This is a genomic window from Streptomyces sp. NPDC058678, from assembly GCF_042714835.1.
GTDB lineage: Bacteria > Actinomycetota > Actinomycetes > Streptomycetales > Streptomycetaceae > Streptomyces.
In genome coordinates this window covers 112,733-138,802 of sequence record NZ_JBHXSG010000004.1, presented here as the reverse complement: position 1 = coordinate 138,802, position 26,070 = coordinate 112,733, and the positions used below count along the sequence as shown (strand labels likewise).

General features: G+C 72.0%; 24 protein-coding genes and 1 pseudogene. 8 read left to right on the top strand and 17 right to left on the bottom strand.

From position 1 onward, the window contains the following. Positions 1-7 precede the first annotated feature (7 nt). Positions 8-982: a GlxA family transcriptional regulator gene (locus ACFWWR_RS06340; protein WP_384302225.1), complete on the top strand. Its 975-nt coding sequence runs from the start codon at positions 8-10 to the stop codon at positions 980-982. A 27-nt stretch (positions 983-1,009) separates the two neighbouring features. Here ACFWWR_RS06340 and ACFWWR_RS06335 read toward each other — a convergent pair whose 3' ends face one another. The 3 genes from ACFWWR_RS06335 to ACFWWR_RS06325 all read right to left on the bottom strand — a co-directional run bounded on the left by ACFWWR_RS06335 (position 1,010) and on the right by ACFWWR_RS06325 (position 2,661). Continuing rightward, positions 1,010-1,267: a DUF5133 domain-containing protein gene (locus ACFWWR_RS06335; RefSeq protein ID WP_383868008.1), complete on the bottom strand. Its 258-nt coding sequence runs from the start codon at positions 1,265-1,267 to the stop codon at positions 1,010-1,012. 270 nt (positions 1,268-1,537) lie between these two features. After that, positions 1,538-2,083, bottom strand: a complete 546-nt coding sequence (locus ACFWWR_RS06330) for a hypothetical protein (protein ID WP_383868010.1) — start codon at positions 2,081-2,083, stop codon at positions 1,538-1,540. Positions 2,084-2,118: 35 nt separating this feature from the next. Further along, positions 2,119-2,661 carry an ATP-binding protein gene (locus ACFWWR_RS06325; protein WP_383868194.1) on the bottom strand — a complete coding sequence of 181 codons (543 nt, stop codon included), beginning with the start codon at positions 2,659-2,661 and terminating at the stop codon, positions 2,119-2,121. A gap of 233 nt (positions 2,662-2,894) precedes the next feature. Here ACFWWR_RS06325 and ACFWWR_RS06320 point away from each other — a divergent pair, with 233 nt between their 5' ends. Both ACFWWR_RS06320 and ACFWWR_RS06315 read left to right on the top strand, forming a co-directional pair. Further along, positions 2,895-3,125 carry a DUF397 domain-containing protein gene (locus ACFWWR_RS06320; RefSeq protein WP_383868012.1) on the top strand — a complete coding sequence of 77 codons (231 nt, stop codon included), beginning with the start codon at positions 2,895-2,897 and terminating at the stop codon, positions 3,123-3,125. Positions 3,126-3,236: 111 nt separating this feature from the next. Further along, positions 3,237-4,154: a helix-turn-helix domain-containing protein gene (locus tag ACFWWR_RS06315; protein WP_384302223.1), complete on the top strand. Its 918-nt coding sequence runs from the start codon at positions 3,237-3,239 to the stop codon at positions 4,152-4,154. Between the two features lie 70 nt (positions 4,155-4,224). Here the strand turns inward: ACFWWR_RS06315 and ACFWWR_RS06310 are convergent, their stop codons facing one another. The 10 genes and pseudogenes from ACFWWR_RS06310 to ACFWWR_RS06265 form a co-directional block, all read right to left on the bottom strand. Next, positions 4,225-5,043 carry an SAM-dependent methyltransferase gene (locus tag ACFWWR_RS06310; RefSeq protein ID WP_383868016.1) on the bottom strand — a complete coding sequence of 273 codons (819 nt, stop codon included), beginning with the start codon at positions 5,041-5,043 and terminating at the stop codon, positions 4,225-4,227. Between the two features lie 101 nt (positions 5,044-5,144). Beyond that, entirely contained in the window at positions 5,145-6,002 is an 858-nt protein-coding gene (locus ACFWWR_RS06305; protein ID WP_384302221.1) for an aldo/keto reductase, read from the bottom strand. Between the two features lie 217 nt (positions 6,003-6,219). Then, complete coding sequence (locus tag ACFWWR_RS06300) at positions 6,220-7,491, bottom strand: ABC transporter substrate-binding protein (protein ID WP_383868020.1); 1,272 nt, start codon at positions 7,489-7,491, stop codon at positions 6,220-6,222. After that, complete coding sequence (locus tag ACFWWR_RS06295; protein WP_383868022.1) at positions 7,488-8,606, bottom strand: branched-chain amino acid ABC transporter permease; 1,119 nt, start codon at positions 8,604-8,606, stop codon at positions 7,488-7,490. Before ACFWWR_RS06295 ends, ACFWWR_RS06300 begins: the two co-directional genes overlap by 4 nt. Continuing rightward, positions 8,599-9,495, bottom strand: coding sequence for a branched-chain amino acid ABC transporter permease (locus tag ACFWWR_RS06290; RefSeq protein WP_383868024.1), 897 nt, complete (start codon positions 9,493-9,495; stop codon positions 8,599-8,601). The genes ACFWWR_RS06295 and ACFWWR_RS06290 overlap by 8 nt, the downstream gene beginning before the upstream one ends. Beyond that, positions 9,492-10,307 carry an ABC transporter ATP-binding protein gene (locus ACFWWR_RS06285; RefSeq protein ID WP_383868026.1) on the bottom strand — a complete coding sequence of 272 codons (816 nt, stop codon included), beginning with the start codon at positions 10,305-10,307 and terminating at the stop codon, positions 9,492-9,494. Before ACFWWR_RS06285 ends, ACFWWR_RS06290 begins: the two co-directional genes overlap by 4 nt. Further along, positions 10,304-11,107: an ABC transporter ATP-binding protein gene (locus tag ACFWWR_RS06280; protein WP_383868028.1), complete on the bottom strand. Its 804-nt coding sequence runs from the start codon at positions 11,105-11,107 to the stop codon at positions 10,304-10,306. The genes ACFWWR_RS06285 and ACFWWR_RS06280 overlap by 4 nt, the downstream gene beginning before the upstream one ends. A gap of 295 nt (positions 11,108-11,402) precedes the next feature. After that, on the bottom strand, positions 11,403-12,674 hold the full coding sequence (locus ACFWWR_RS06275) for a PucR family transcriptional regulator (protein ID WP_383868030.1): 1,272 nt from the start codon (positions 12,672-12,674) through the stop codon (positions 11,403-11,405). A 133-nt stretch (positions 12,675-12,807) separates the two neighbouring features. Continuing rightward, positions 12,808-14,520, bottom strand: a pseudogene (locus ACFWWR_RS06270) (LuxR C-terminal-related transcriptional regulator); the annotation flags it as partial. Between the two features lie 55 nt (positions 14,521-14,575). Then, positions 14,576-15,520, bottom strand: a complete 945-nt coding sequence (locus ACFWWR_RS06265) for a dienelactone hydrolase family protein (protein WP_384302219.1) — start codon at positions 15,518-15,520, stop codon at positions 14,576-14,578. 278 nt (positions 15,521-15,798) lie between these two features. Between ACFWWR_RS06265 and ACFWWR_RS06260 the strand changes: the two genes are divergently transcribed. Next, positions 15,799-16,680 (top strand): Gfo/Idh/MocA family protein, encoded by an 882-nt coding sequence (locus ACFWWR_RS06260; RefSeq protein ID WP_384302217.1) that lies wholly within the window; start codon positions 15,799-15,801, stop codon positions 16,678-16,680. A gap of 59 nt (positions 16,681-16,739) precedes the next feature. Here ACFWWR_RS06260 and ACFWWR_RS06255 read toward each other — a convergent pair whose 3' ends face one another. Together ACFWWR_RS06255 and ACFWWR_RS06250 are read right to left on the bottom strand one after the other, a co-directional pair. Next, positions 16,740-17,066, bottom strand: coding sequence for a hypothetical protein (locus ACFWWR_RS06255; RefSeq protein WP_384302212.1), 327 nt, complete (start codon positions 17,064-17,066; stop codon positions 16,740-16,742). Between the two features lie 104 nt (positions 17,067-17,170). Continuing rightward, positions 17,171-18,067, bottom strand: a complete 897-nt coding sequence (locus tag ACFWWR_RS06250) for a GNAT family N-acetyltransferase (RefSeq protein ID WP_383868038.1) — start codon at positions 18,065-18,067, stop codon at positions 17,171-17,173. A 357-nt stretch (positions 18,068-18,424) separates the two neighbouring features. Here ACFWWR_RS06250 and ACFWWR_RS06245 point away from each other — a divergent pair, with 357 nt between their 5' ends. Continuing rightward, complete coding sequence (locus tag ACFWWR_RS06245) at positions 18,425-19,534, top strand: PP2C family protein-serine/threonine phosphatase (RefSeq protein WP_383868040.1); 1,110 nt, start codon at positions 18,425-18,427, stop codon at positions 19,532-19,534. A gap of 4 nt (positions 19,535-19,538) precedes the next feature. Here the strand turns inward: ACFWWR_RS06245 and ACFWWR_RS06240 are convergent, their stop codons facing one another. Beyond that, on the bottom strand, positions 19,539-21,767 hold the full coding sequence (locus ACFWWR_RS06240) for an MMPL family transporter (RefSeq protein ID WP_384302210.1): 2,229 nt from the start codon (positions 21,765-21,767) through the stop codon (positions 19,539-19,541). A gap of 219 nt (positions 21,768-21,986) precedes the next feature. Between ACFWWR_RS06240 and ACFWWR_RS06235 the strand changes: the two genes are divergently transcribed. Further along, complete coding sequence (locus ACFWWR_RS06235) at positions 21,987-22,193, top strand: hypothetical protein (RefSeq protein ID WP_383868044.1); 207 nt, start codon at positions 21,987-21,989, stop codon at positions 22,191-22,193. A gap of 96 nt (positions 22,194-22,289) precedes the next feature. Next, positions 22,290-23,693, top strand: coding sequence for a Si-specific NAD(P)(+) transhydrogenase (gene sthA / locus ACFWWR_RS06230; RefSeq protein WP_383868046.1), 1,404 nt, complete (start codon positions 22,290-22,292; stop codon positions 23,691-23,693). Positions 23,694-23,702: 9 nt separating this feature from the next. On the opposite strand, the gene ACFWWR_RS06225 is transcribed toward sthA, so the two are convergent. Next, positions 23,703-24,239, bottom strand: a complete 537-nt coding sequence (locus ACFWWR_RS06225; RefSeq protein WP_383868048.1) for a DUF5709 domain-containing protein — start codon at positions 24,237-24,239, stop codon at positions 23,703-23,705. 352 nt (positions 24,240-24,591) lie between these two features. Here ACFWWR_RS06225 and ACFWWR_RS06220 point away from each other — a divergent pair, with 352 nt between their 5' ends. Next, positions 24,592-26,064 carry an APC family permease gene (locus ACFWWR_RS06220; protein WP_383868050.1) on the top strand — a complete coding sequence of 491 codons (1,473 nt, stop codon included), beginning with the start codon at positions 24,592-24,594 and terminating at the stop codon, positions 26,062-26,064. Positions 26,065-26,070: the final 6 nt, after the last annotated feature.

Here is a 26,070-nt window from a genome sequence, read left to right as displayed (position 1 = left end):
GGCGCTCATGCACACAGTGGCGATCCTGGCTCTCGATCATGTGGTGCCGTTCGACATGGCGGCGCCCATGACGGTCTTCGACTGGACGCGGCTGCCCGACGGGCGCCGTCCGTACCGGGTGCGGCTGTGCGCACAGTCGCCCGAGGTACGGGCGGACGGTGGTTTCGGCCTGCGCGTCGAGTGGGGGCTGGAGGCGCTGGCGGACGCCGACACGGTCATCGTGCCTGGCTGCTCCGAGGCGGCCGGGCCGACGTCCCCCGCCGTGCTGGCGGCGCTGCGGCGGGCCGCCGAAGCCGGGACGCGGATCGCGTCCGTGTGCGTGGGCGCCTTCGTGCTGGCGGAGGCCGGACTCCTGGACGGCCTCGGCGCCACCACGCACTGGGTGGCCGCCGATGTGCTGGCCCGGCGTTTTTCGCGCATCGACGTGCGGCCGGACGTGCTGTACGTCGACAACGGGCAGATTCTGACGTCGGCCGGGGCCGCCGCCGCCATGGACATGTGCCTGCACATGATCCGGCGGGATCTGGGCTCGGCCGTCGCCGCGCACTCGGCCCGGATGTCCGTCATGCCGCTGGAACGGGAGGGCGGGCAGGCGCAGTTCATCGTGCACGAGTTCCCGCCCGTGCCGCAGGGCTCGACCCTCGAACCGCTCCTGGAGTGGATCGAGGACCACCTCGCCGACGAGATCACCCTGGCGGCGATGGCGGCCCGCTCGGGAATGAGCGAGCGCACCTTCAGCCGTCGTTTCCGCGAGCAGACGGGCACCACGCCGTTGCAGTGGCTGCTGCGGGCCCGGGTCCGGCGGGCCCAGTACCTGCTGGAGCACAGCGACCACCCGGTGGAACGGATCGCGCGGCAGGCGGGGTTCGGCTCGCCCACCGCGTTCCGCGAGCGGTTCCGCCGAGTGGTCGGCACCACCCCGCATGCCTATCGCTCCGCGTTCCACGGAAAGACGGATGCCGTCCCGGCAGCACACTTCTAGCCCGTCGGCTGCCGGGACGGCACGGTGTCACACCGCCAGCCGCAGACCGTTCTCCCCGTCCGGGTCGGTGGTGGCGACCGGCGTGCGCCCGGCGTCGGCCAGCAGGGCGTCAGCCTTGGCGACCGCGTCGTGGATGTCGGCGGTGCCCATCATCACGCACAGCGTGTAGCTGACGTCCTCCAGTTCACGTGCCGTGGCTTCCCTTTCCCTTTCCGCCTGAGCGATCCGCAGCGATGCGTAGCGAGTCAGCAGCTTCCTGACGACCTTCGGGTCCGGAACGAGCACGTAGCGCCCCTCTCTCGATTTTTCGCTGCGTATGCCCGAACCCTGGCGGACCATTCACATCCACCACCGTTGGAGTCTCATTTGGCTCGATTTCGTTACGTTCCGACGCGCCGACCGGGGCGACGGTCTCATCCGGCGGGACGGACGGGAATGACGGCGCGGGGCAGCGCGGACCAGGACTCCACCAGGCAGGAGAAGGCACTTCCGGGAGGGAGGTCGCGCGTTCAGGGCCCCTCGTCACTCATCAGCGCGAGCTTGACCGGCCTGTCGTCACTCGCCGAGCGCGCGGGCCAGTTCCGTGGTCGCCCGGGTGATCTCGGCGTCCTCCTCGGCCATCAGCCGCCGCAGGGCACCGCGGCGCTCGCGGACGGCCTGGCGCGCCTCGCGCTCCCACACCACGGGGTTCTCGCGGTGGTTGAGCAGCTTGGGGTAGACGGCGGCCGTGCTCTCCCACTGCCGGGCGTCGGCGATGCTCTTGAGCAGCTGAATGATCTCGGCCCGGCAGGTCACGTGCGGAAGCTGGGCGAGTTCCCACAGGAAGGGGACCGTGGCGGCGGTGGCCTGCTCCACCACGAAGCCGTACTGGCAGATGCGTGTCCGCAGGTCGGCCAGAGCGGCCCGGGCGGTTTCGGGGTCACCCCAGGCGACGCTGGCCAGGAGCAGGGGGATGGCCGCCGCGCAGCCGGTGGAGTCCTGGATGTCCCGCCACGGCACCCGTTCGAGTGCCATGAGGGGTGTGGTCCTGGCCACCCCGGTCGGCGGCAGGTGGTGGTCGGTGCGCTCGGTGCTCGATGGAGGCGTCGGAGCGGTGCGCATGGCGTGGGGCCTTTCCGCGGCGGTCATGGGGGGTCTCAGGGGGGAGGGCAGGCGGACAGCCTGGCCCAGACGGTCTTGCCGGCCGGGGGTTTGAGGGTCCAGCCCCACTCCTCGGCCAGGGCGTCGACGATGCACAGCCCACGGCCGTGCTCCCGCAGGTCGGTGGTGTCGCCGCCGGTGAACGCGGGCGTGTTGTCACCCGAGTCCGAGACGGTGAGCACCACATGGCCGGGGTCGAGCAGGAGTCCCAGCCACACCTCCGGCTCGCCCGCGGCGGCGCGCGGCACCGCGTGCGCCACGGCGTTGGCGGCCAGTTCGGTGATCACCAGGACGGCGTCGTCGCTGCGGTGGCCGAGCGACCAGCAGTGCAGCGTGTCACGCGTGAAGGCGCGGGCCAGGGCGAAGCCCTCCCCGCTGCATTTGATGCGCAACGCGGCGGAGTCGGCGGCATCGCTCGGGGGCGCGACCCTCGGGGCGGGTCGCTCACTCGGGGGCGCCGGTCGAGGCCGAGGCGGAGGTCCGCCGTTGACGGCCGTTCCACCCGCTCCCGGCACAGCCCGACCCGGCTCCCGGATCATGTGGTTCGCAGGTGACGACACGGCATCTCCCTGATGCGACGTCAAGACGGGGCGTTCCCATGGGGGTTGACGCCACAGCTATTATCCACGCTGAAAGCGCCCGCGTGCAATTGCACGAGAAATTGCACGTAAAGAATGTGTGGGGCGGGAGGGGCCGATGACACCCGACCCCGCCCCTCCCGGGCAGCCGGACACAGCGCCCGGCGAGGAACGTGAACAGCAAGGAGAATGCGGTGCCACCAGTGCAGAACGGAGTGCGGGCGAGCTCGTTGGACGCCCGTTGGATCAAGAGCCGGCACAGCAACGCCGAGGGCAACTGCGTCGAAGTGGCCACTCTGGTCGACGGCGGCATCGCCGTGCGCAACTCCCGTCACCCCGACGGGCCGGCGCTCGTCTACACCCCGGCCGAGGTGGCGGCGTTCGTCGCGAGCGCGAAGGAGGGCGAGTTCGACCACCTGCTGTGAGGGCTTCGGCCGGCCGGGGGTCAACTCCCTTCTGTGTACGGGTGGATGCGCTGTGACACGGCGGAGTGCGATAATGTGGGTCGCCTCTATGCCGGTTCCCTGGGAGTTTGGATGTCCGCCGAGTCGCAGCGCATCTCCCGACTGCAGCCGTATCTGGACCGGCCCGAGCCGGCTCCGACCCTTCTGAAGATGCTGGTCGGTGTGCAGCTGGCGGGTTTCCGCGAGGACGCCGGGTTCGCTCAGGAGCAGGCGGCGCGGGCTCTCGGGTTCAGTGCGGCCAAGCTGAGCCGCATCGAGTCCGGCAAGGGTCGTCGGCCTCCCGCGGACAGCGACGTCCGCGCGCTGCTGGAGTTGTACGGCACCGAGGACTACGAGGCCTCCGTGCTGCTGAAGCTGCTGCAGCGCGCCGGTGAGCCGGGGTGGTGGCAGCGTTACGACAAGCGGTTGATGCCCGAGTGGTTCGACCGGCTGGTCGGCCTGCAGGAGGCGGCCGCCGCGATCCGTACGTTCGAGATCCAGTACGTTCCCGGCCTGCTGCAGACCCCGGACTACACGCGGGCGGTGGTCGAGCGCGGTCTGCCCGCCGCGGCCGCTGCCGAGGTCCGGCGCCGTGTGGAACTGCGCACCCGGCGAGCCGAGTTGCTGTTGCGGGCGGACGCTCCGCAGTTGTGGGCGGTCATCGACGAGTCGGTCCTGCTGCGTGTCCTGGGCAGCAGGGACGTGATGCGGGCGCAGCTCGAGCACCTCGTCGAGATGGCCCAGCGGCCCAACGTGACCCTGCAGATCGTCCCGCTGGACGTCACCAACGCCTCGGCGCCGTCCATTCCGATCACGTATCTCCGCTTCGGCGGCCTGGACCTGCCCGACGTGGTCTACCTCGAGCACATCAAGAGCGCGAACTTCCTCGAGGACCGTGACGAGACGGAGGAGTACCGGCTGGCGCTGGACCGGCTGGCCGACGAGGCACTCGAACCCCGGGATTCACTGGAGCTGCTGCGGGACACGATGAAGCAGCGCTACGGCGGATGAGGCCGGCCACGGCATGACAACGCCCCTCACGAGGAGATCTCGTGAGGGGCGTTTCCCGTGTGCTGCCCGGCTAGCGGAGGCGGCCCACGCCGCCGAACTCGATCCACTCGTGGGTGAGCTGACGGGGCGCGACCTCCGTGTCCGGGCGCCAGGTGGAGACCTCGACCAGGCCCGGGTCGAGGATGTCAAGGCCCTCGAACCACTCGGCGACGTCCTTCTCCTGACGCACGCGGCCCCAGTGGCCCTGGGTCGCCTGGTCCATGAAGTTGGTGACGAACTCACGGACCTCGGGGTCCTCGCTGACCAGCTGGCACATCACCAGGAAGCTGCCGGGCACCAGCCGTTCGGCCACGCGCCGGGCCACCGCCAGGGGCCCGTCCGTCTCGCTGTCGGGGATGCAGTGCATCACCGAGTTGAAGAGCACGGCGACCGGCTGGTCGAAGTCGATCAGGCGCTGCGTCTCGGAGTGCGAGAAGATCGCGTCCGTCTCCCGCATGTCCGCGTGGATCACGGCGGTGCGCTCGTCCTGCTCCAGCAGGGCGCGGCCGTGGACCAGCACCATCGGGTCGTTGTCGACGTAGACCACGTGCGTGTCCGGGTCGATGCGCTGGGCGACCTGGTGGACGTTGTCCTGGGTGGGCAGGCCTGAGCCGTGGTCCAGGAACTGGCGGATGCCGTGTTCCGCCGCCAGCGTCTTGACGACCCGCTGGAGGAAGCGCCTGTTGTTGACGGCCAGGCGGCGCGTGCTGGGTACGACCTTGTCGAGTTCCTCGCACGCCGCCCGGTCGGCCGCGTAGTTGTCCTTGCCGCCCAGGTAGTGGTCGTACATGCGCGCGGCCGTGGGCACCGTGGCGTCGATCGAGGTGGACAGCTTGTTACCGGTCTCCATCTTTCCCCCAGCTTCGTGCCATGCCAACTGGCGCGGCAGGACAGGGAGTCCATCCTAGGGACCCGACGTTTGCGGATGCCAGTCCGCGCCCACTCCTGGTCTCAGACGACGTCCAGTTCCGCGAGTTCCTGCGCCGTGAGGGCCAGGTCCACGGCGGCGGCCGAGTCGCGGATCGTCCCGGGGCGGCTCGCGCCCGGGATCGGCACGACCACCGGGGACTTGGCGAGCATCCAGGCCAGGCACACGCGCTGCGGGCTCACTTCGCGGGCCTCGGCGATCCGCGCGAAGGGGGCGTGCGCGGATCCGAGTTCACCGGCCCGGGAGATGCCGCCGAGCGGGCTCCAGGGCAGGAAGGCGATGCCGAGTTCGTCGCACAGGCGCAGTTCCGGCTCGCTGGAGCGGAAGGCCGGGGAGAACTGGTTCTGTACGGAGACCAGCCGGCCGCCGAGGATGTCGTTGGCCTGGCGGATCTGGTCCGGGTTCGCGTTGGAGATCCCCGCCATGCGGATCTTCCCCTCGTCGAGGAGGTCGCGGATCGCGCCGACGGACTCCGCGTAGGGCACCCGCGGGTCGGGGCGGTGGAACTGGTAGAGCCCGATGGCCTCCACGCCGAGCCGGCGCAGCGAGGCCTCACAGGCGTCCTTGAGGTGCCGGGGGCTGCCGTCCAGGGTCCAGCTCCCGTCACCGGGGCGCAGATGCCCGCCCTTGGTCGCGACCAGGACGTCCCCGCCCCGGTCGTGGGAGGCGAGGGCCTTGGCGATCAGGGTCTCGTTGTGTCCGACGTCGGCGGCGCCCTGGTGGTAGGCGTCCGCGGTGTCGATCAGCGTCACGCCGGCGTCCAGGGCCGCGTGGATCGTGGCGAGGGAGCGGGCCTCGTCGGGCCGCCCCTCGAGCGACATGGGCATGGCGCCCAGGCCGACCGCACTGACTTCGACGGCACCGATACGGCGAGTGTGCATGGGCTCGTGACCTCTTTCGGCTGTCGCGCGGTCCCGTCGGCGTCCGACGCGCCGGACTTGCGTGGGCGGCGGCGCCGAACGCACTCCAGCGTCGCCGGACCGGCCCCCGGAGGTCCAATAGAAGAACGAGAACGGATTCAGCAGCCGGGGCGCTGAATCCGTTCTCGGTAAGCCTGCGCGACGTCAGAACCCGCGCGACCTCATGTGCCGCGCGCCCTCAGGAACTGCGCGAGGCGAGGTACTTCTCGACTCCGGGGGCGCCGTGCGCGTCCTCCACACCCACCAGCCCGCCGACCGCCTTCGGGTCGGGCCGCAACACATAGGTGGACAGGCTCGCGGGCCGGGCCACGTCGGAGAAGTCCTGCGGTGAGCCGAGGCCGGTGTCGGCGTTCTTCTGCGCGCGGTGTGCCTTGACCACGTCCTCCCTGGCCAGGCTGCCCGCCTTGCAGGCCTTCTCCAGGTCGGCGCCCAGGAGTTGGGCGGCGTTGTATCCGGACAGCACGCCGGAGTCGACCGGGGAGCCGGGGTACTTCTTCCCGTACGCGGCGACCATGCGGCGCACCGCCGGCAGGTCGGAGCTCACCGCCGGTGCGGCGCTCACCACGTGCAGCATGGCCTCCAGCGCGGCCGCCGCGGGCGTCTTCATCAGCTGGGGCGCGAAGCCCGGGGCGCTGCTGACGATCGGCACGCGCAGCCCCCGGGAGGCGGCGACCCCGGTCAGGGAGGCCGTCTGGGCCGGTCCCGCACTGATGAGGACGGCCTTCACGCCCGCCTTGCGCAGCGCGGACACCTGCGCGGACAGGTCGGTGTCGGTGGCCTTGATCTTCTGGCCGGCGATCTTCAGACCCGCCTGCTCCGCCGCCCAGCGGGAGCCTTCCAGCGCGTTGGCCCCGTAGTCGCCCTCGAAGTACACGTGGCCGATCGTGTCGCCCTTGCCGAGTCCCTTCGTCCGGGTGAGGAAGTCGACGGCGGCGATCATGTCGACGTCGTACGTGGTGCCCAGGACCTGGACGGAGTCCTTGCCGAGGAGGGAGGCCGCCCAGGCCTGCGGGAAGGTCAGCAGGTGGTCGCGCTCGATGTCGTCCAGGAGCGCGGCGACGACGGGCGATCCGATGACCTGGGGCAGCGCCACCACGTCCGCCGAGATGTCGGCGTACGCGGTGACGGCCTTCTGCACGTCGTAGCCGTGGTCCTTGACGACGATCTCGACCTTGCGGCCGCACACGCCGCCCTTGGCGTTGGTCTCGTCGGCCCACATCTTCTGCGCCTGCACGATGCTCTTGCCGAGGGTGGCGTAGGGGCCGGTCAGGTCGGTCAGCGCGCCGAGCCTGACGGTCTTGTCGGTGACGCCGGGGCCCGTCTTCACGCCGTCGGCGCCGTCGCCGGTGCTCTGGCCGCCGGCTTTGGAGCTGCAGCCCGCCATCAGCAGGGCGACGGCCGCGGCGGTGGCGACGGCGGTGAGGCGGTTCCTGTGGTGCGTGACGTTCACGGGGTGTGCTCCTTGGCTCGTACGGCTGGGGTGGATCCCTGGGAGGAGGGCGCGGGCGCCGGTGGGTGTTTCGGAGAGCGTCCGGTGCGCAGTCGTCGGGTCAGGCCGTGCAGTCCGCCGGGGGTGTACAGCAGCACCAGGACGATCGCCGCGCCGTAGAGGTAGCGGGCCGCCTCGGTCGGGCCGACGACGCCGTCGGACGCTCCCGGCGCCGTCACCAGCGGCAGTTGGTCGGCGTAGCGCGTCATCAGCAGTGGAAGCGCGGTGACGAAGACGGCTCCCGCGGTGGCTCCCGCCACGGAGCCCAGGCCGCCGATGACGATCATGGCGAGGTAGTCGACGGAGAGGGCCAGGACGAAGTAGTCCGGCACGACCCGGCGGAAGGCGAGTGCCAGCAGTACCCCGGCCAGTCCCGCGTACATCGAGGACACGACGAAGGCCGCCGAGCGGTACCGGGCCACGTGCACGCCCATCACCGCGGCCGCCGTCTCGCTGTCGCGCAGCGCCGCCAGGGCCCGGCCGGGGCGCCCGCGCAGCAGGCCGCGCGCCGTGAACCAGGTGAGGGCGAACAGTGCCAGGCCGAGGTACCACAGCCGTTCCGCCGCGCCGAACGGCACGCCGAGCAGCACCAGTTGGGGGTCGCTGTCGGTGAAGCCCGGCAGTGGCGGGACCGAGCGGCCGTTGAATCCGCCGGTGACGGAGTCGGCGGTCAGCAGGACGTGGTGGCCGAGGAACACCAGGGCGAGCGTGGCGACGCCCAGGTAGATGCCGCGCACCCGGCCGGCGACGGGGCTGAACAGTCCGCCCGCCGCTCCGGCGAGGAGCACCGCCAGGACGAGGGCGAGGGCAGGCGGGAGCCCCGGTCCGGGCTCTCCCGCGAGCCACACGTAGCCGTACGCCCCAACGGCGAGGAAGAAGGCGTGGCCGAGGGAGAGTTGTCCCGCGGTCCCGGTCAGCAGGCCGAGGCCGACGGCACCGATGGCCGCCGCCAGCGAGAACAGGCCGATGCGCAGCCAGAAGGCGTCCAGGTAGAAGGGCAGGACGCACAGGAGGACGAGGGGAACGCCTCTCCTCCCCCAGTGCAGAGCCCGGGCCGCGGAGGTGGATTCAGACACGTGCCGCTCCTCTCGCGCCGAACAGCCCGGTGGGCCGTACGAGGAGCACCAGCACCATCACGGCGTACGGGGCGACGTCGCCGAATCCCTCGCCCAGGACGTGCAGTTCGGACTGGTAGCCGGCGACGAGGGCCTCGGTCAGGCCGATCAGCATGCTGCCGGCGAGGGCGCCGGCCGGTGAGGTCATGCCGCCGAGGATCGCGGCCGGGAAGGCCTTGAGGGCGATCTGGCCGGTGGTGCGCTCCAGTCCGGGCGCAGGGAAGGCGACGAGGAAGACCGCGGCCAGTGCGGCGAGAGCGCCTGCCAGGCACCAGGCGAGGGTGCGCACCCGTGCCAGCCTCACGCCCATCAGGGCGGCGGCCTCCCTGTCCTCGGCCGCGGCCCGCAGGGACAGCCCCCAGGCGGTGAACCGGAAGAGGGCGAACACCGCGCCGATGACCACGGCCGACACGACGATCGCGGCGAGCCTGCTGTCGGCGACGGTCACCGGTCCGAGGTCGTGCACCGAGTCGCCCCAGGGGTCTCCCAGGGACAGCAGGTCGCCCCCGATACGCCGGGACAGGTCGGTCACCAGGACGATGTCGATGCCGATGGTCACGATGGTCTGCACATGGGCGGCGTGCGGATCCGGCTCGCCGCGCTGCAGCAGGAGGCGGTCGAGCGCTCCGGCCACGGTCGCCGTCACCACCACGGCGAGGGCCAGCGCACCGGCGAAGCCGAGGTCGTCGTGCAGGACCGCGGTGAGGTAGCCGCCGAGCAGGAGCAGGGAGCCGTGGGCGAAGTTCAGTACGCCCGACGCCTTGAAGATGACGACGAAGCCGAGGGCGACGAGTGCGTAGACCGAGCCGAGGGCGAGGCCGTTCAGGAGGTTGTCGAGGAGTCCGGTCATGCCACGTCCTCCTGCGGGGTTTCGGTGCCGAGGTAGGCGCGCAGCACCTCGGGGTCGCGCCGGACCTCGTCGGGCGTTCCGCCGGCGATGCGGCGGCCGAAGTCGAGGACGGTGACCTCGTCGGCGAGACGCATGACCAGGCCCATGTCGTGCTCCACGAGGACGACGGACAGGCCGAGTTCGGTACGGACGTTCTGGACGGCCTCGGCGGCGCGGGCGCGTTCGGCGGCGTTCATGCCGGCCACGGGCTCGTCGAGGAGCAGCACGCTCGGTTCCAGGCACAGGGCGCGGGCGAACTCCACGCGCTTGCGGTCGCCGTACGGCAGCAGCGCGACCGGCGTGTCGAAGTGCTTTCCCAGGCCGGTGAGTTCGGCGATCTCGCGCGTCCTGGCGAGGTGTTCGCGCTGTTCCCGGGCGGCCCACGGCAGGCGCAGGGCGCTGGCCGTGAAACCGGCGCGGGACAGCACGTGCCGGCCGAGCATGAGATTGTCCGCGACGGTTCCCTCGGTGGTGACGATGTTCTGGAAGGTTCGCGCCACGCCCAGGGCGGCGATCCGGTGCGGCGGGAGCCGGGTCAGTTCCGCGTCCCCGAGCACGACGGTGCCGGAGGCGGGCCGGCACAGGCCGGACAAAACGTTGAAGCAGGTGGACTTGCCGGCCCCGTTGGGTCCGATGAGGGCGTGCACCGACCCCGGGGAGACGGTGAAGGACACGTCGTCGAGCGCGGTGAGTCCGGCGAAGCGCACGGTGACGTCCCGGACCCGCAGCTCGGGGGGCTCGGTGGCTCGCGGTCGCTGTGCGGAGGTGCTCACGCGGCCCCCTGACCGGCGTCGGCGGGGTCGTCGGTGCCGGTCTGCTCGCCGAGGTACAGGCGGCGCACCGCGTCGGTGCGGGCCAGCTCGTCGGCGGGCCCGGACAACCGGACCTCGCCCACCTCCAGGACATGGGCGTGGTCCGCGAGCGAGAGCGCCATGCCCGCGTTCTGTTCGACCAGCAGGACGGCCGTGCCCTGGGCGTTGATCTCGCGGACGACTTCGGCGATCCGGTGCACCATCTGCGGAGCCAGGCCGAGTGAGGGTTCGTCGAGCAGGAGCAGGCGGGGGGCCGCCATCAGGGCGCGGCCGATGGCCAGCATCTGCTGTTCTCCCCCGGACAGCAGGCCGGCGGCCTGCTGGGTGCGTTCGGCGAGGCGAGGGAAGAGGGCGAACACCCGGTCCCGGCCGTCGCGGACGAGTGCCGGGCTGCGCCGGCCGAGGCCGAGGCCCCCACTGCGCAGGTTCTCGTCGACGGTGAGCCCGGCGAACACGCGCCTGCCCTCGGGCACCTGGACGACTCCGGCGCGTACCGCGGCGACCGGGTCCCGGCCGTCGAGCTCCGTGTCTCCGTAGCGGATGCGGCCACCTGTGATCGTCCCGCGATGCAGCCGGAGCGTGCCCGACACCGCGCGCAGCAGGGTCGTCTTGCCGGCGCCGTTGGCGCCGAGCAGGGTGACGACGCCGCCGTGCGGGACGGTCAGTGACACCGAGCGGAGGGCGGACAGGGCACGGCCGTAGGTGACGTCGAGGTTCTCGACGTGCAGGGCGGCTTCCTCGTCCGGTGGACTTGCGGGCATCGCGGCTCCTGGTTTCCGTGCCGGGCGGCACGGGCTGCGGGGGAAGGGGAGCTCACGACAGCACGGGGGCCGACCGCCGGTACAGGACTTGGGGCGTGGTCGCTGCGCCGTCCCAGTGCCCGCCCGGTGGCCTTGTGCGGCTGCCCAGGGGGTACAGGACAGCGCTCGCCGTCAGCCGCACAGCAGCCGGCGGGCGGTGAGGGCCAGGCTGATCTCCACCACGCCGGTGGGGCGGGCCAGCGACCGGCCCGTGACCTTGTGCGGCTGCCCAGGGGGTACAGGACAGCGCTCGCCGTCAGCCGCACAGCAGCCGGCGGGCGGTGAGGGCCAGGCTGATCTCCACCACGTCCGTGGGACGGGCCAGCGACCGGCCCGTCAGGTGCTCACAGCGCCGCAGCCGGTTCAGCACGGTGTTGCGGTGGCAGTAGAGCCGCTCGCCGGCCCGCTGCGCGGAGCCGTCGCAGGCGAGCCAGGTGGCCAGCGTCTCCAGCAGCACGTCCCGGTCCCCCGGCTCCAGGCGCAGCAGCGGACCGAGCACCCGGTCGGCGAGGGCCCTGCCCAGTTCCGGACTGGTGACGACGAGGGCGGCGGGGAGGTGCTCGGTCAGCCGAACCGCCCCGCCGCCGGCGGGACAGATGCCGAGCGCGGTGTCGGCCTGCCTGCGGGCGTCACCGATGCCGGCCAGCCCTTCGACGACACCACCGACGCCGATCTTCGCGCCCGCCGCGGGTCCGTCCGGCCGGGGCGCGGGCTCCGGCGGGTCGCCGCTGCCGACCAGGACGATCCCGTAGTCCACCTCCACGCCGGTGTGCCAGTGGACGCGCAGGCCGTCGGGCACGGCGGCGGCTCGGGCGCCGGCGCAGCCGGCGGGGTCCGGGCCGGCGACCGCGACGACGGCGTACCGCCCGTGTTCGGGCAGGTCGAGCGCCTGGGCGGTCTCGGGCAGGTCGGCGATGCGGCTGGTGCCGTCGAGCAGGGCGGCGGCCAGCAGTCGCACCCGGTTCTCGCGCCGCCAGGTCAACTGCCGCTCGACCTGCCGGTAGGCGTCCGCGACGAGCGAGCAGTGCTCGTCGACGAAGTTCCAGACGTCGGACGCCACATGGACGAGGAGGCGTACGTCCTCGGGAGCGGTCCGGGAGGTCTCCTCCACCAGCCCCTGCCACACCAGCGACCCGCCGAGGCGGAAGGCGTGCAGCAGGGCGTCCAGCGGCAGGCCCTGTTCGGCACGGGTGGCTCCGATCTTCCACGAGCAGCGGCGGGCCGCGTCCCGGGCGCTGCGGGGATCGATCAGTGAGGTCACGCTGTGCCGCAGTGAGCGGTGCACTTCCTGCCAGGTCCCGACGGGGTCGCTCTCCCGTGCGGCCCGGTAGGCCGGTTCCTGCTCCTGGAGGACGGCCAGCAGGCGGTCGGTCAGGTCGGGCAGGTCGTCCAGCAGCACCCGGGCGGCGCGGTGCAGGACGTGCAGGGCGTCGGCGTCGATCAGCGACCGTACGCGCCGGGTCCGCGGCTGTGGACCGGGCGCCGGTCCTGGGCGCAGCGCTGTTCGTGGCCGTACGGCTTGGTGCATCACGGTCCTCCCCCACTTTCGGCGGCGCGGCACGGCGTCCGCGGCGGACTCCCTGCCGGTCCGAGGTTCTTCCCGCGGCGCCTGCCACCCGAGGCGTCCTGCCCCGAAGGATGGCATACCGTCCGGTCGGTCCCTAGGGTCGTGCACCGGTCTGTTCCGCCTGATCGACCATGCGCGCCAGTTCGACCCGGGAGCGCAGGCCGAGGGCGGCGAAGACGTTGCGCAGGTGGTAGTCGACGGTGCGGGTGCTCACGGCCAGCCGCAGCGCCACCTCCCGATTGGTGGCGCCCTCGGCCACGTACCGCGCGACGCGCAGTTGCTGCGGCGTCAGGCGGGACAGCGCGTCCGAACCGGTCGGGCAGGGAGCGGTCCCGTGCGCCCGCAGCTCCCCGCCGGTCTGCTGTGCCCACACCCGCGCGCCGCAGCGGTCGAAGCCGACGAGTGCGGCCCCGAGGCGGTCGCGTGCCTCCCGCAGCCTGCGCCGGCGGCGCAGCCATTTCCCGTACAGGAGTTCGGTACGGGCCCGTTCGAAGTCGCCGCCCGCCTCGTCGTGCAGGGTCAGCGCCCGGCGGTAGAGCGCGTCGGCCTCGTCCGGACCGGCGAGCAGGGCCTGGCAGCGGGCCAGCTGGGCGGGAGCCTGCGGATCGGCTCCTAAGGCCGCCCACCGGGCGAACTCCTCCAGGACCGTCCGGGTGCCGTCGGGGCACCCGGCGAGCACGGCGGCCTCCACATAGCAGGGCACCGCGAGCATCCACACCGCGAAGTGCCCGCGCCGGGGGCCGGGGTGCACCAGCGGGCCGAGCCGGTCGGCGGCGTCGAGGGGGCGGCCGCGCCCCAGATCGGCGCGGGCCGACGCCCACTGCGCCAGCGTGGCCGCCTGGGCCAGACCGTGCCGACGGGCGATCCCCAGCGCGGCCGTGGCATGCCCGGCGACCGAGCCGGTGTCCCCTTCGATGGACGCGGCCAGGGCGAGCACGGCGTGGTGGTGGGCCGCCGTGTTGCGCTGTCCCGCTCGCAGGGCGGCGCGCAGGCCCTGGCCGGCATGGGCGCGGGCCTGCGCGTGCCGGCCCGCGCGCAACTCGGCGTACGCCAGGTACTCCAGTGCCAGCGGTACGAGCGCCGCGGCCCCCCGGTTCCGGGCCGCCGCCAGGGCCCGCGCGCCGACTCGGCGGGCCGCGCCCAGGTCCCCGAGCAGGAGGGCAGCGGCCGCCGACCGCAGCAGCCCTTCCGGCTTGTCACCGGTGCGGGCGTACTCGACCACACGGTGCAGCGGTACGGCCGCCCGGTCGAAGCGCGCCTCCAGTACGGCGCACATCCCGAGCGCGTGGTCGCGCACCGGGTCGTACCCGCCGCGTCCCCGGTCCGTCCCGACGCCCGCCGACGGGAAGAGCCGGGTGTTGTGGTGAGGGTCGCCGTCGGCGGCCTCGCACCCGAGCGCCCTGAGGCAGGCCGCCCGGTCGCCCGCCGCCCACGCAGCGTCCGCGGCGGCGAGAGCGGCACGGGCGGACTGTCCGGGAGCGTCGGGACCGAGCAGGGCCGCGGCGAGCATCAGGGACGCGTGGGCGTCACCCACTGGGCCGTCGCGCAGCCCCGCCAGCCCCCGAACCAGTTCGGCGCGGCCGCGCACCGCGGCCGGTGCCGCGCCGCCACCCGTCGCGGCGAGCAGCCGCAGCGCCCGGTGCGGGCGTCCGGCGAGCAGCGCCTGCTCGGCCGCCGCCGTGTACCTCTCCGCCCGGTTCGGTCCGTCCGTCGTCGGCACGGTCCTGGGTCCGGTCATTCCCGCGACGCTACTGACCCGTAACGAGAGGCGGAAGCCGCACGTCCGAACGGGCGGACGGCTTGTGCCGGTGCACGGACGCCCGCCGGGGAGGCTGGGCACCGGCACAATGCCGTCGCCCGCGTCAGGAGCCGTGCGGGCAGTTGCCGCGGTACTCCTCGATCGTCAGGCTCGGCCGCGGCAGCGGGCACAGGAACTGCTCGTAGCGGGTGTCGTTGTCGATGAACCGCTTGAGCCAGGAAACGCTGTACTTGGCGATCGTCGTGTTCGACGTGTTCGGCGAGAAGTGGGTGGCGTTGTTCAGCTCCAGGTACGCGCGGTCGAGGGAGGAGGGCAGGCTGCTGTAGAAGGGCTCGGCGTGGCTCGCGACCGGTGCCACCGAGTCGCCGTCGGCGCCGACGATCAGGGTGGGTGTGCTGATCTCGGGCCAGGACTTGTCGACGTTCCAGGGCGTCAGCGGGATCGCCGCCTGGAGCGAGGGCCGGGACTTCGCGGCCTCGAGGCTGCCGCCGCCGCCCATCGAGTGCCCCATGACGCCGAGCCGGCTGCTGTCGACGCGGGTGCGCACCGGGCTGCGTTCGGTGAGGTGGTCGAGGGCGGCGAGCAGTTGACGGCCCCGGGAGTCCGGCTGGTCCAGGGTGGTGAGGGTGTCGATGGTGAAGACGACGAAGCCCTGGGACGCCAGGCGCGGTCCCAGCCAGGCGATGGAGGACTGGGTGCCGGTGTAGCCGGGCGAGACGACGACGGCTCCGAAGGTGCCGTCACCGGTGCTCGTCGGGTAGTAGATCGTGCCGCCGCCGAACCCGGTGACGGCGGCGCGGGAGACGGTCGTCTCGGAGACGGCGTAGGGACCGCGCAGCGCCTCGATGGAGGCGTTGGTGGGTGCCGGGCCGCGCTCGTACGGGTTGTCCGCCGCCTGCGCTCCGGGGGCGGCGAGGGTGCCGAGCCCCACGGTCGCGGCGATCGCCGCCAGGGCACCGGTGAACCGGTGGGCCCTGGGGCGGCCGACGCCGTGCGGGGACGGGTGGGATGTCCCGGGAGGTGCGGTGTTCTGCGGGTGCTGGGGCACGACGAGTCGTCCTCTTCTGTGGGGGCGGCCGCCCGGCCGGGGGCCGGCACACACGGGTGTGCCGGGACGGCGGGTGCCGCGGAGGGCTGGTCGTGCCACTGTCGGCGGGCACCCCCGGCACGGGGACCGGCAATGTCACCGGTCTCGTGACGCCGCCCCGTCCCACCGTCGGCCGCCGCAGGGGGGCTTGCTCGTGCGCCCGGCCGGTGTGACACGCTCACCCTCGGCGCCCGCGGAGCCGGTCGTCACCAGGTCGTGCGGCGTGGAGAGGCGGCGGCATGCGCATCGGACTGCTCGGTACCGGACCCTGGGCCCGGATGGCCCACGCCCCAGCCCTGAGCGCACACGACGGGCTGGACTTCGTCGGGGTGTGGGGCCGTCGCACGGACGCGGCCAAGGAACTGGCCGACCTGCACGGCACGCGGGTCTACGACGACGTGGACGTGCTGTTCGCCGACGTGGACGCGGTGGCCGTGGCCCTGCCGCCGGCCGTGCAGGCGGAGCTCGCGGTGCGGGCCGCGCGGGCGGGGTGTCATCTGCTGCTGGACAAGCCCATCGCCGCGACCGTGGAGGAGGGGCGGGCGGTGGTCGAGGCCGTCGAGGCGGCCGGCGTCGCCTCCGTCGTCTTCTTCACCACGCGCTTCCAGTCGGAGACGGAGACGTGGATCGCCGAACAGGCGGGTGCGCGGGGCTGGTTCACCGGGCGGGCCGAGTGGCTGGGCTCGGTGTTCACCAGTGACAGCCCCTTCGCGGACTCGCCGTGGCGGCGTGCGAAGGGCGCCCTGTGGGACGTGGGCCCGCATGCGCTGTCCGTGCTGCTGCCGGTGCTCGGCGACGTCCGGCGGGTGGCGGCGGCCGCACACGGCCCGGGCGACACCGTGCACCTGGTCCTCGACCACGCGGGCGGTGCGTCGAGCACGCTGACGCTGAGCCTCACGGCCCCGACCGCCGCGGCGGGAGTCGTCCTGGAGCTGAGGGGCGAGTCCGGGGTGACGCCGCTTCCGGAGAGCTCCGAGGGAGTCCTCACCGCCTTCTCCCGCGCTGCGGACGCCCTGCTCGACGCCGCCCGCACCGGCGGCCCGCACCCTTGCGACGCCCGGTTCGGGCTGCGGGTCACCGAGATCCTCGCGGCGGCCGAAGGCATGCTGGACGGCGGCTGACCTCCGGCCGGGAACGGCGTCCCACCTCGAGCGCCGCTCACCAACTGGTCGGCGAACGGCTAGTCGCCGAACGGCTCGTCACTCCACCGGAACCAGGCCCGGTCTCCCTCGATGTGCAACAGGAACTCGGGCACCGGGCCGTCCGGCGAGGACAGCGACACACGGCGCCGGATCTCGTCGTAGGCCGCCTCCCACTCCTTCCAGTGCTCCTCGTCGTCCCGCTCCGCCAGGGCGAGTTCGCGGGCGAACAGCTCCTGGACCGCGCCGTACGCCGGACCGGCCGTGAACCGGCCCGCGAGCCAGGGGAAGTCGACGTCGTCGATCAAAATCTCCCCGACCGCCTCCTCGCCGCTGCGCACCCGCCAGACCTCGCCGTCCAACCCCATCGCGCCTCCGTCACCCGCCGCCGATCCACCCGACGATCAGGATGTCACCCGGCACTGACAGACGGCCCGAACCGTCTGCCGGCGCCGGGAAGGCCTACCCCACCTCAGTCGGTGCGCGGCGCCTGGAAGTTGATGCGCTCCCGTACGACGGGGAAGCCCGCCTTGGTGAAGTTGGCGGCCATCGGGAAGTTGCCCTGGTCCGTGGCGGCGGAGACGAACTCCGCGCCCTGCTCGACCAGGAAGTGGGTGCACTCCGCCAGGAGGTCGTAGGCGTAACCGTGTCCTCGGTGCTGCGGCAGGACTCCGATGAAGCCGACGCAGGGGCCCGACGGGTTGTGCGCCGGGATGTGGATGCCGACCGGGTCTCCCTGCGGGGTGTGGGCCACCTGCCACCATTCCCGCGGTGACGGGCACCAGTGGAAGAAGTCGAGTTCCTCCTGGGCCGCCTGGTCCACTCCGCCCTCCTCGATGGCCCGCAGGGCGTGCGCGTCCAGCGTGACGGAGTGGATGCGGCGCAGGGCGTCGAGGAAGACCTCGTCGTCCGGTTCCGGGCGGAAGACGAGTCGGCCGGGCCGTTCGGGCAGGCCGCACTCCGGTGTCCAGCGGTACAGGAAGCGTTCCACCAGGAGCTCGTATCCGGCCTTGCGCGCGGCGGTGAAGCGGGTCTCGGCGGCGGCGCGCAGGGCGGGGTCCTCGCGCCAGCCTCCGGGCAGGTTGAGTTCGAGTTCGACCTGCCAGGGGGCGGTGCGCAGGAGTTCGGCGCCGGCCTCCTCCTCGCCTTCGGCCACGTCGAACCAGTTGATGGTGAGGGGTTCGGCGTCGTCGGGTCCGCCCCACCAGGCGCCGCGCGCCACGACCGCGCCGTCGCGCAGGGCGACCCGCTTCCAGTCGGGGCGGTGCCGGGTGGTCCGGTGTCCCTCGCGTGCGCCGAGCGGGTCGGGCAGAGCGTCGAAAAGATGGGCGTCGCGCTCGTCGAGCGCGCGGATGACCGAGTCGGTCATGGGTGTGTCCTCCGAGGAGCATGTTGCGTGGAGCGCTCCCGGTCAGACGAAGCACGCCGGGGCAGCGGAAAGGGAGCGCTGGGTGGTCGTGGTGATCTGCACGGCACTCGCCTCCTTCCGTCGTCTCGGGGCTTGGCGCCTCACCGTACACCGCTTGAATGGCCCTTGCTTCCGAATTGAACGCACGCGGCCACCGAGGACGGCAGGGCGTACGGCTTCGCCTTCCACGACGTGGCCGACTTCGCCTCGCACATCCAGGACACGGCGCCCGCGGGGGCTCGGCTGACGCTCACTCCGTTCGAGAGGCCGCCACGCCCCCGGCATGCGGTACGGGGGCCGACGTAGCAGCGTAGGTGTGTGAGCACAGTGCGCGGCCGATGGGCGCGCCCCGAACGGGACCGGCGTGGCTGGCTGCGGGGTGCCCCGCCGCCGGGCTGGGTGCGGGTACTGCCGGCCGCGCTGCTGGCGAGCGTGTGCGCGGCGACCCTCATCAGTTCCGAACCGCTCGACATCGGGTTCGTGCTGGGCGCGATCCCTCCGCTGGCCGTCCTGTCCTACGGTCCGGCGGCCACCGCGGTGCTCGGCGGTCTGGTGGTGGCGGTGCTGTTCGTGCCGGCCTTCCGCCTGAACGATCCCGGCAGCACCGACCTGCTCACCGTGTGCTTCGTGGCCGCGCTGAGCGTGTTCGTGTCGTTCGTGCGCAGCCGTCGTGACGCCCAGCTGGTCACCGAGCGGGCGGTGGCCCAGGCCGCGCAGCACGCCGTGATGCCGCCGCTGCCACCGTACGTGGGACCCGTGCGGTGTGCGGGCCTGTACCGGGCGGCGCAGCGCGGGACGCTGGTCGGGGGTGACTTCTTCGACGTGCGGGAGGGGCCTTTCGGCGTCCGGGCGGTCATGGGTGACGTGCAGGGGCACGGGCTGTCGGCCGTCGCGACGGTCGCCGCGCTGCTGGGGGCGTTCCGGGAGGCGGTGCTCGACCAGCCGGACCCGGAGGCGGTGGCCGCCAGGCTGGACCGCAGGCTCGAGCTGGACTCGGCGGGCGAACGGCACTCCGAGCTGTTCGCGACGGCCGTCCTACTGGAGTTCGCCGCGGACGGGCGGGCGGTGCGGATCGTGGCGTGCGGGCATCCCGCTCCCGTCCTGCTGCGGGACGGGCAGGTCGTCGAACTGGACGTCCCGGTGGGGAGCCCGCTCGGTCTCGGGCTGGCCGACGCCGTGCCGCCGGTCGGCCGGACGGTGCCGCTGCGGGCCGGGGACCGGCTCTTCCTCGCCTCCGACGGGGTCACCGAGGCCAGGGACGCGGCCGGTGTGTTCTATCCCCTGACCGAGCGGCTCACGGGCTTCCCCGACGAGGACCCGGCCGCCCTGGCGGTGCACGTGTGGGCGGACCTCGTCGGCTACAGCCGGGCCCTCAACGACGACGTCACGATGCTCGTCCTGGCACCGGGGCGGCTGAAGGGTCCCTGAGGTCTCAGGTCCGCTCGCGCTCCCCCTCGGTGTCGATGTGCGGGAGGATCCGGTCGAGCAGGCGGGGTGTCCACCAGGCGTGCCGTCCCAGCAGGGTCATCACCGCGGGGACCATGAGCAGCCGTACGACGGTGGCGTCGATGAGGACGCTCACCGCCAGGCCCAGCCCCAGCATCTTCACCACGATGTTGTCGCTGACGATGAAGGCCGCGAAGACGCTCACCATGATCAGCGCGGCGCAGGAGATGACCCGCGCGGTGATCTCCAGGGCGTGGGCGACCGAGGCCTTGGCGTCGCCGGTGCGCAGCCAGGCCTCGTGGACGCGGGAGAGCAGGAAGATCTCGTAGTCCATGCTGAGCCCGAAGATGATGGCGAACATCATCATCGGTACGTAGCTCTCGATGGGCACCTTGCCGGAGACGCCGAGCGCGGGCCCGCCCCAGCCCCACTGGAAGACGGCGACGACGACGCCGTAGGAGGCGGTGATCGAGAGCACGTTGAGGACGGCCGCCTTGAGCGCCACGAGCAAACCGCGGAAGACGATGAGGATGATCAGGAAGGACAGGGCGACGACGACGCCGATGATGAGGGGCAGCCGGCTCGCGACGATGTCCCGGAAGTCGACCTGGGCCGCTGTCGTTCCGGTGACGTAGCCCTTGGCGTCCGTACCGGAGACCGCGGCGGGAAGGGTGTCGTCGACGAGACGGTTGGTCAGGTCGGTGGTGTCGGCGCTCTGCGGGGACTTTTCCGAGTAGACCGTGGCGATGAGGACGTCGCCGTCCTGGGTGGGTGTCAGCGTGGTGACCGTGGAGGCGCCGGCGACGGCGTTGAGGGTCTTCTGCGCCGTGGAGGTGAGCGTGTCGCGTTGTGACGACGGTACGGAGGTCTGGTCGATGACGACGGTGAGGGGCCCGTTGGAGCCGGGCCCGAACGCGTCGGTCATCAGGTCGTAGGCCCGCCGGTCGGTGAAGGACGTGGGGTCGGCTCCGTCACCGATGTGGCCGAGCTGGATGGACAGGACCGGGATGGCGAGGATGACGACGGTCGTGACGCCCGCGGCCAGGAAGCGCCACGGCCGCCGGGCGACCCGCTGGGCGTAGCGGTGCCAGGTGCCCTCGGACACGGCACCCGCGGCGGCGTCGGTCTCGGCGACGGGGTGCTTCACCCGGTAGCGGTCGATGCGGGTGCCGATGAGGCCCAGCAGCGCCGGAACCAGGGTCAGCGCGCCCAGCACGGCCGAGACGACCGTCACGGCGGCGGCCACTCCGAGTTTGCTGATGAACGACACCCCGGACGCGGACAACCCGGCGAGGGCGACGATCACCGTGCAGCCGGAGACCAGGACGGCGCGTCCGCTGGTGGCGGCGGCCTGCCCCGCGGATCCGACGGGATCCTTGCCGTCCATGAGGTTCTGCCGGTGACGGGTGATCAGGAACAGGGCGTAGTCGATGCCGACGCCGAGCCCGATCATCGTGGCCAGGGTCGGCGAGACGGTGGCGAAAGTGAAGGCCGCGGCGAGCAGGCCGAGACAGGCAAGCCCGCCGATGACGCTGATCAGCGCGGTCAGCAGGGGCAGCCCGGCGGCGAGGACGCTGCCGAAGCCGACCAGCAGGACGACGATCGCCACCGCGAAGCCGATCAGTTCGCTCACCCGGTCGTCGGCGGCCGGCCGGGCCAGTTCGCCGAGCGGTCCGCCGTACTCGACCTCGGCGCCGGCCGCGCGAAGCGGCTGGACGGCGTTGTCGACGCCGTCCAGGTAGGCGTCGCCGAGGGTGGAGGGCTGCACGTCGAACCGGACCGTGATGTACGCCGTCTTTCCGTCCGAAGTGATCGGGCCGACCTTCGAGGCCTGACCGGACAGCGGATTCTGGACGGCCAGGACGTGCGGCAGTTTCTGCAGGTCGCCGACGGTCGTCGACATCTGCGAACTCAGCGAGGTCAGGGCTTTCTGCCCGTCGTGCAGGACGATCTGGCTGCTGTAGCCGCCCGCTGCCGGGTCGTGCTCCTTCAGGACGTCGAGGCCCTCCTGGGACTGCACGCCGGGGAGGGAGAAGTTGTCGGAGTAGGTGCCGCCGTGTGAGTGGTTCAGGGCCTCCAGTGCCCCCAGGACCACGAGCCAGGCCACGACGACGATCACGAAGTGCCGTGCGCACCACTCCCCCAGCCGCCGCAGTGCCCCCGGAGCCGCGGTTTCCCCTCCCTCGTCCCCGGTCCGGGTGGGTGTAGGTGACATGGGCCTCGTCTTCCGGTCGGCCGAGTCGTCCGATATCGCCATTAGACGCCGGGGTGATCGCCAGGGCATCCCGAGCCGGGCGGGGGTCTCTTCGTTCCGCCCGGGAGTGTTTTGCGGTCCGCTCGGGATGCAGGGTCGGCCTGGGCGTTGAATGGTGATAGCGGGCCCGGTGAGGGAAACCGGGACCGAGGAACTGTCCGGATCCGAGGAGCAGACATCATGCCGACGTCACAACCCGACGCGACCGGGCCGTCCGAGGACCGTGCCACCCCGGACGCCCTGCTCCACACCCGCACCGGCACGGACGTGTCACCCGAGGACGTGGTACTCGCCTCGGGCAAGGACCTCACCCCGCGCACCCTCGCATGGGCGAAGCGGAAGCTGGAGGCGGAAGGCCCGGCCGCGCTGGACAAGCTGCTGCCGTAGCCGGGAGTTCACCCACGCATCCGTGGTCCCGCGGGCGGCGGCACAGTTGGCCGTCCGCTCTATCGAAGCGGGCACCGGGACTGCCAGACTCCTGAGGTGCCCGACTTCGACATGCTCGTCATCGGATCCGGTCCGGGTGGCCAGAAGGCCGCCATCGCCGCGGCCAAGCTGGGCCGCCGGGTGGCCGTCGTCGACCGCCCCGACATGGTCGGCGGGGTCTCCATCCACACCGGCACCATCCCCTCCAAGACCCTGCGCGAGGCGGTGCTGTACCTCACCGGTCTCACCCAGCGCGATCTCTACGGCCAGAGCTACCGGCTCAAGGAGGACATCACCGTCGGCGATCTGACCGCCCGCACCCAGCACGTGGTCAGCCGCGAGGTGGACGTCATCCGCAGTCAGCTGTCCCGCAACCACATCGCCCTCTACTCCGGGACCGCCCGCTTCGTCGACGACCACACCGTCGCCCTGCGCGAGGTCACCGGCCACGAACGGCTGGTCAGCGCCGAGCACTTCGTGATCGCCACCGGCACCCGGCCCGCGCGGCCGGACAGCGTCGAGTTCGACGGGCGGACGATCATGGACTCGGACAACGTGCTCGCCCTGGAACGGGTGCCGCGTTCCATGGTCATCGTCGGTGCCGGTGTCATCGGCATGGAGTACGCGTCCATGTTCGCGGCGCTCGGCAGCAAGATCACTGTGGTGGAGAAGCGTGCCGGGATGCTCGACATGTGCGACGTCGAGGTGATCGAGTCGCTCAAGTACCACCTGCGCGACCTGGCGGTGACGTTCCGTTTCGGGGAGACGGTGGCCGCCGTCGAGCGCCATCCCCGGGGCACGCTGACCATCCTGGAGAGCGGCAAGAAGATCCCGGCCGACTCGGTGATGTACTCGGCGGGCCGACAGGGCCTCACCGACGATCTGCACCTCGACAAGGCGGGCCTGTCGGCGGACGCGCGAGGCCGGATCACGGTGGACGAGCACTACCGCACCGAGGTGCCGCACATCTACGCCGTCGGTGACGTGATCGGTTTCCCCGCGCTGGCGGCGACCGCGATGGAGCAGGGGCGGGCCGCGGCCTACCACGCGTGCGGGGAGCCAGTCGCCCGAATGCACAACCTCCAGCCGATCGGCATCTACACCATCCCCGAGATCAGCTTCGTGGGCCGCACCGAGGACCAACTCACCGAGGACCGGGTGCCGTTCGAGGTCGGCATCTCCCGCTACCGGGAACTGGCCCGCGGCCAGATCATGGGCGACTCGCACGGCATGCTGAAGCTGCTGGTCTCCTCCGAGGACCGCAGCCTGCTCGGGGTGCACTGCTTCGGCACCGGCGCCACCGAGCTCATCCACATCGGACAGTCCGTGATGGGCTGCGGCGGCACCGTCGACTACCTGGTCGACGCCGTGTTCAACTACCCGACACTCGCCGAGTCCTACAAGGTCGCCGCCCTCGACGCCACCAACAAGCTCCGCCTGATCGACCGGATCGGGGACTGAGCGGCCCGCTCAGTTCTCCTCGTCGTCGGGAAGCACGTCCGCGAGTTCGTCCTGCGGTCCGTCGGGAAGGATCGTGTCGTCCTCGACGACATGGACGGCGGCCTCCTCCGCGCCGGCGGCCCCCGCGTCGATGCCCACGTCGGAGGCGACGGCCTCCTTCGTGGTGTCGGGGTGGGCGCCCTCGTCGGGGGCGACGAGACGGCCGGCCCGGTCCGTGCCCGCCTCCGGGTCGACCGGCTCGCCCTCACCTCCGGGGGCGTCGCCGATACCGTCGCCGACGGGCCCGGCCACGTCGGGAACCTCCTGGGCGAGGCGCTGGTCGAGGCTCTCGCCGTCGTGCTGTTCGGAGGCCGTGGTGCCGTACTTGGTGACGCCGAGCGGCCTCTCCGGCGGCGAGTAGCCCTCCGCGAGGGTCTCGTCGTACGTCCGCTCGTCGAGGGCGTCCTGCAGATCGAGCGGGGTCGCGTCCTCCTGCTCCTCGTTGGTTCCGGTGGGCTGGTACGCGTCGTCCCCCATCAGTTCGGGGTTCGTCCGCTCCGTGTCCATCGCCGCCTCCCTGGCGCGTCGCGCTCGTCCTACTCGGGTGTCCTGATCCGCGTTTCCCGCTACGGGATCTCCAACCTCAAAAGAGGTACGGGAGTGGGGCTTTCGACGGCCTCGGGAGGTTACTTCCCGGTCAATCTTGAAAGCTCAATGAGTGCGGCTATCATCACACGCACACACGGTGTGACCGACTGTCCACGCAGCGACCGAGCGGTATCCGCCACCCTCTCTTTTTTCACCGACCCTGACCCGAGGCCATCCCTCGCGCGTCCGGGACGGGTCCACCCCCCACCCCCCCTTACGCCGTCGGGGCCTTGTCCTCCCCGCGTCGTGCACGACGGAAAGCAGCGCATCCATGAGCAACTTCAGGGGCAGAGGGCTGCAGGCCAATGCCCTCGGCACGTTCGACACGGTCGTGATGGCCGTCGCCGGCAGTGCCCCGGCCTACTCGCTGGCCGCGACCACCGCGGTCCTGGTCGGCGCGGTGGGCCTGGCGAGCCCCGCGGCCCTGTTGTACTGCGCGATACCCATGCTCGGCATCGCACTGGCGTTCAGCTACCTCGGCCGGATCGACGTGAACGCGGGAGCCAGTTACTCGTGGGTGGGGCGTACGCTCCATCCCTTTCTCGGGTTCATCAGCGGCTGGGCGCTGGTGATCTCGGCGACCATCTTCATGGTGGCGGGCTCGCTGCCCGCCGGGTCGATGACGCTAGCCCTCTTCGACGAGAAGCTCGCGGAGAACACCGCGCTGTCCACGGTGGTCGGCGCGGCCTGGTTCGTGGCCATGCTGCTGGTCGTCCTCGGCGGGGCCCGCCTCACCGTCCGCGCACAGCTCGTCATGTCCGGGGTGGAGCTGGCCATTCTGGCGCTGTTCGCGGTCCTCGCCGTCCTCCACACCGGCAACGCCCGCGCCTTCGACTGGTCGTGGCTCGGCTTCGGCCACTTCGACGGCGTGTCGGGCTTCGCGTCCGGCGCGCTCATCGCCGCGTTCTACTACTGGGGCTGGGACGTCACCAGCAACCTGAGCGAGGAGACCCGCAACAGCCGCCGCACGACGGGGCTCGCGGGCCTCATCGGCATCGGCATCGTCTTCCTGCTGTTCGAGGCGTTCACCATCGCGGTCAACGTGATCCTCTCCTCCCGGCAGATCGAGGAGAACGACGCCAACGTGCTGGCGGTGCTCGGCGAGGAGGTCTGGCCGGGCTGGGGCGGCAAGCTGCTGATCGTCGCGGTGATGCTGTCCACCATCGCCACGCTGGAGACCACGCTCATCCAGGTCACGCGCTCGCTGTTCGCGATGGGCCGCGACCGTACGATGCCGTCCGCGCTCGGCCGGGTCCACCCCCGCTGGAACACCCCGTGGGTCGCGATCGTGGTCGTCGGCACGGTGGCACTGGTGATGCTGATCGCCTCCAACGCCCTGGGCACGGTCGGTGACATCCTCTCCGACGCGATCTCGGCGATCGGCCTGCAGATCGCCGTCTACTACGGGCTGGCCGGGCTCGCCGTGGTCGTGGCCTACCGCCGGATGCTGCTGAAGTCGGTGGCGAACTTCGTGTTCGGCGGGCTGTGGCCACTGTTCGGCGCCCTGTTCATGTTCTGGGTGTTCGTCGAGTCGCTGAGCGAGCTGAGCACCGCCTCGGTCGTGATCGGCATCGGCGGACTGGCCGTCGGCCTGATCCCGATGCTCTGGTACTGGCGGCAGGGCAGCGACTACTACCGGCCGGCGAAGCTCGACGCCACCCGAACCGTCGAGACGGACTACGTCCCCGACGACCACGCGGACGCGCACTCCCCCGTCCACGAGGGTCTGCCCACCGACTTCTGAGGGAGA

Coding starts and splice junctions, on each gene's coding strand:
- ACFWWR_RS06280 (WP_383868028.1), bottom strand. CDS start 11,107: ATGCCCGCAAGTCCACCGGACGAGGAAGCCGCCCTGCACGTCGAGAAC.
- ACFWWR_RS06315 (WP_384302223.1), top strand. CDS start 3,237: ATGTCCGCCGAGTCGCAGCGCATCTCCCGACTGCAGCCGTATCTGGAC.
- ACFWWR_RS06260 (WP_384302217.1), top strand. CDS start 15,799: ATGCGCATCGGACTGCTCGGTACCGGACCCTGGGCCCGGATGGCCCAC.
- ACFWWR_RS06305 (WP_384302221.1), bottom strand. CDS start 6,002: ATGCACACTCGCCGTATCGGTGCCGTCGAAGTCAGTGCGGTCGGCCTG.
- ACFWWR_RS06290 (WP_383868024.1), bottom strand. CDS start 9,495: ATGACCGGACTCCTCGACAACCTCCTGAACGGCCTCGCCCTCGGCTCG.
- ACFWWR_RS06250 (WP_383868038.1), bottom strand. CDS start 18,067: ATGACCGACTCGGTCATCCGCGCGCTCGACGAGCGCGACGCCCATCTT.
- ACFWWR_RS06220 (WP_383868050.1), top strand. CDS start 24,592: ATGAGCAACTTCAGGGGCAGAGGGCTGCAGGCCAATGCCCTCGGCACG.
- ACFWWR_RS06240 (WP_384302210.1), bottom strand. CDS start 21,767: ATGTCACCTACACCCACCCGGACCGGGGACGAGGGAGGGGAAACCGCG.
- ACFWWR_RS06310 (WP_383868016.1), bottom strand. CDS start 5,043: ATGGAGACCGGTAACAAGCTGTCCACCTCGATCGACGCCACGGTGCCC.
- ACFWWR_RS06325 (WP_383868194.1), bottom strand. CDS start 2,661: ATGATCCGGGAGCCGGGTCGGGCTGTGCCGGGAGCGGGTGGAACGGCC.
- ACFWWR_RS06340 (WP_384302225.1), top strand. CDS start 8: ATGCACACAGTGGCGATCCTGGCTCTCGATCATGTGGTGCCGTTCGAC.
- ACFWWR_RS06330 (WP_383868010.1), bottom strand. CDS start 2,083: ATGCGCACCGCTCCGACGCCTCCATCGAGCACCGAGCGCACCGACCAC.
- ACFWWR_RS06235 (WP_383868044.1), top strand. CDS start 21,987: ATGCCGACGTCACAACCCGACGCGACCGGGCCGTCCGAGGACCGTGCC.
- ACFWWR_RS06225 (WP_383868048.1), bottom strand. CDS start 24,239: ATGGACACGGAGCGGACGAACCCCGAACTGATGGGGGACGACGCGTAC.
- ACFWWR_RS06255 (WP_384302212.1), bottom strand. CDS start 17,066: ATGGGGTTGGACGGCGAGGTCTGGCGGGTGCGCAGCGGCGAGGAGGCG.
- ACFWWR_RS06275 (WP_383868030.1), bottom strand. CDS start 12,674: ATGCACCAAGCCGTACGGCCACGAACAGCGCTGCGCCCAGGACCGGCG.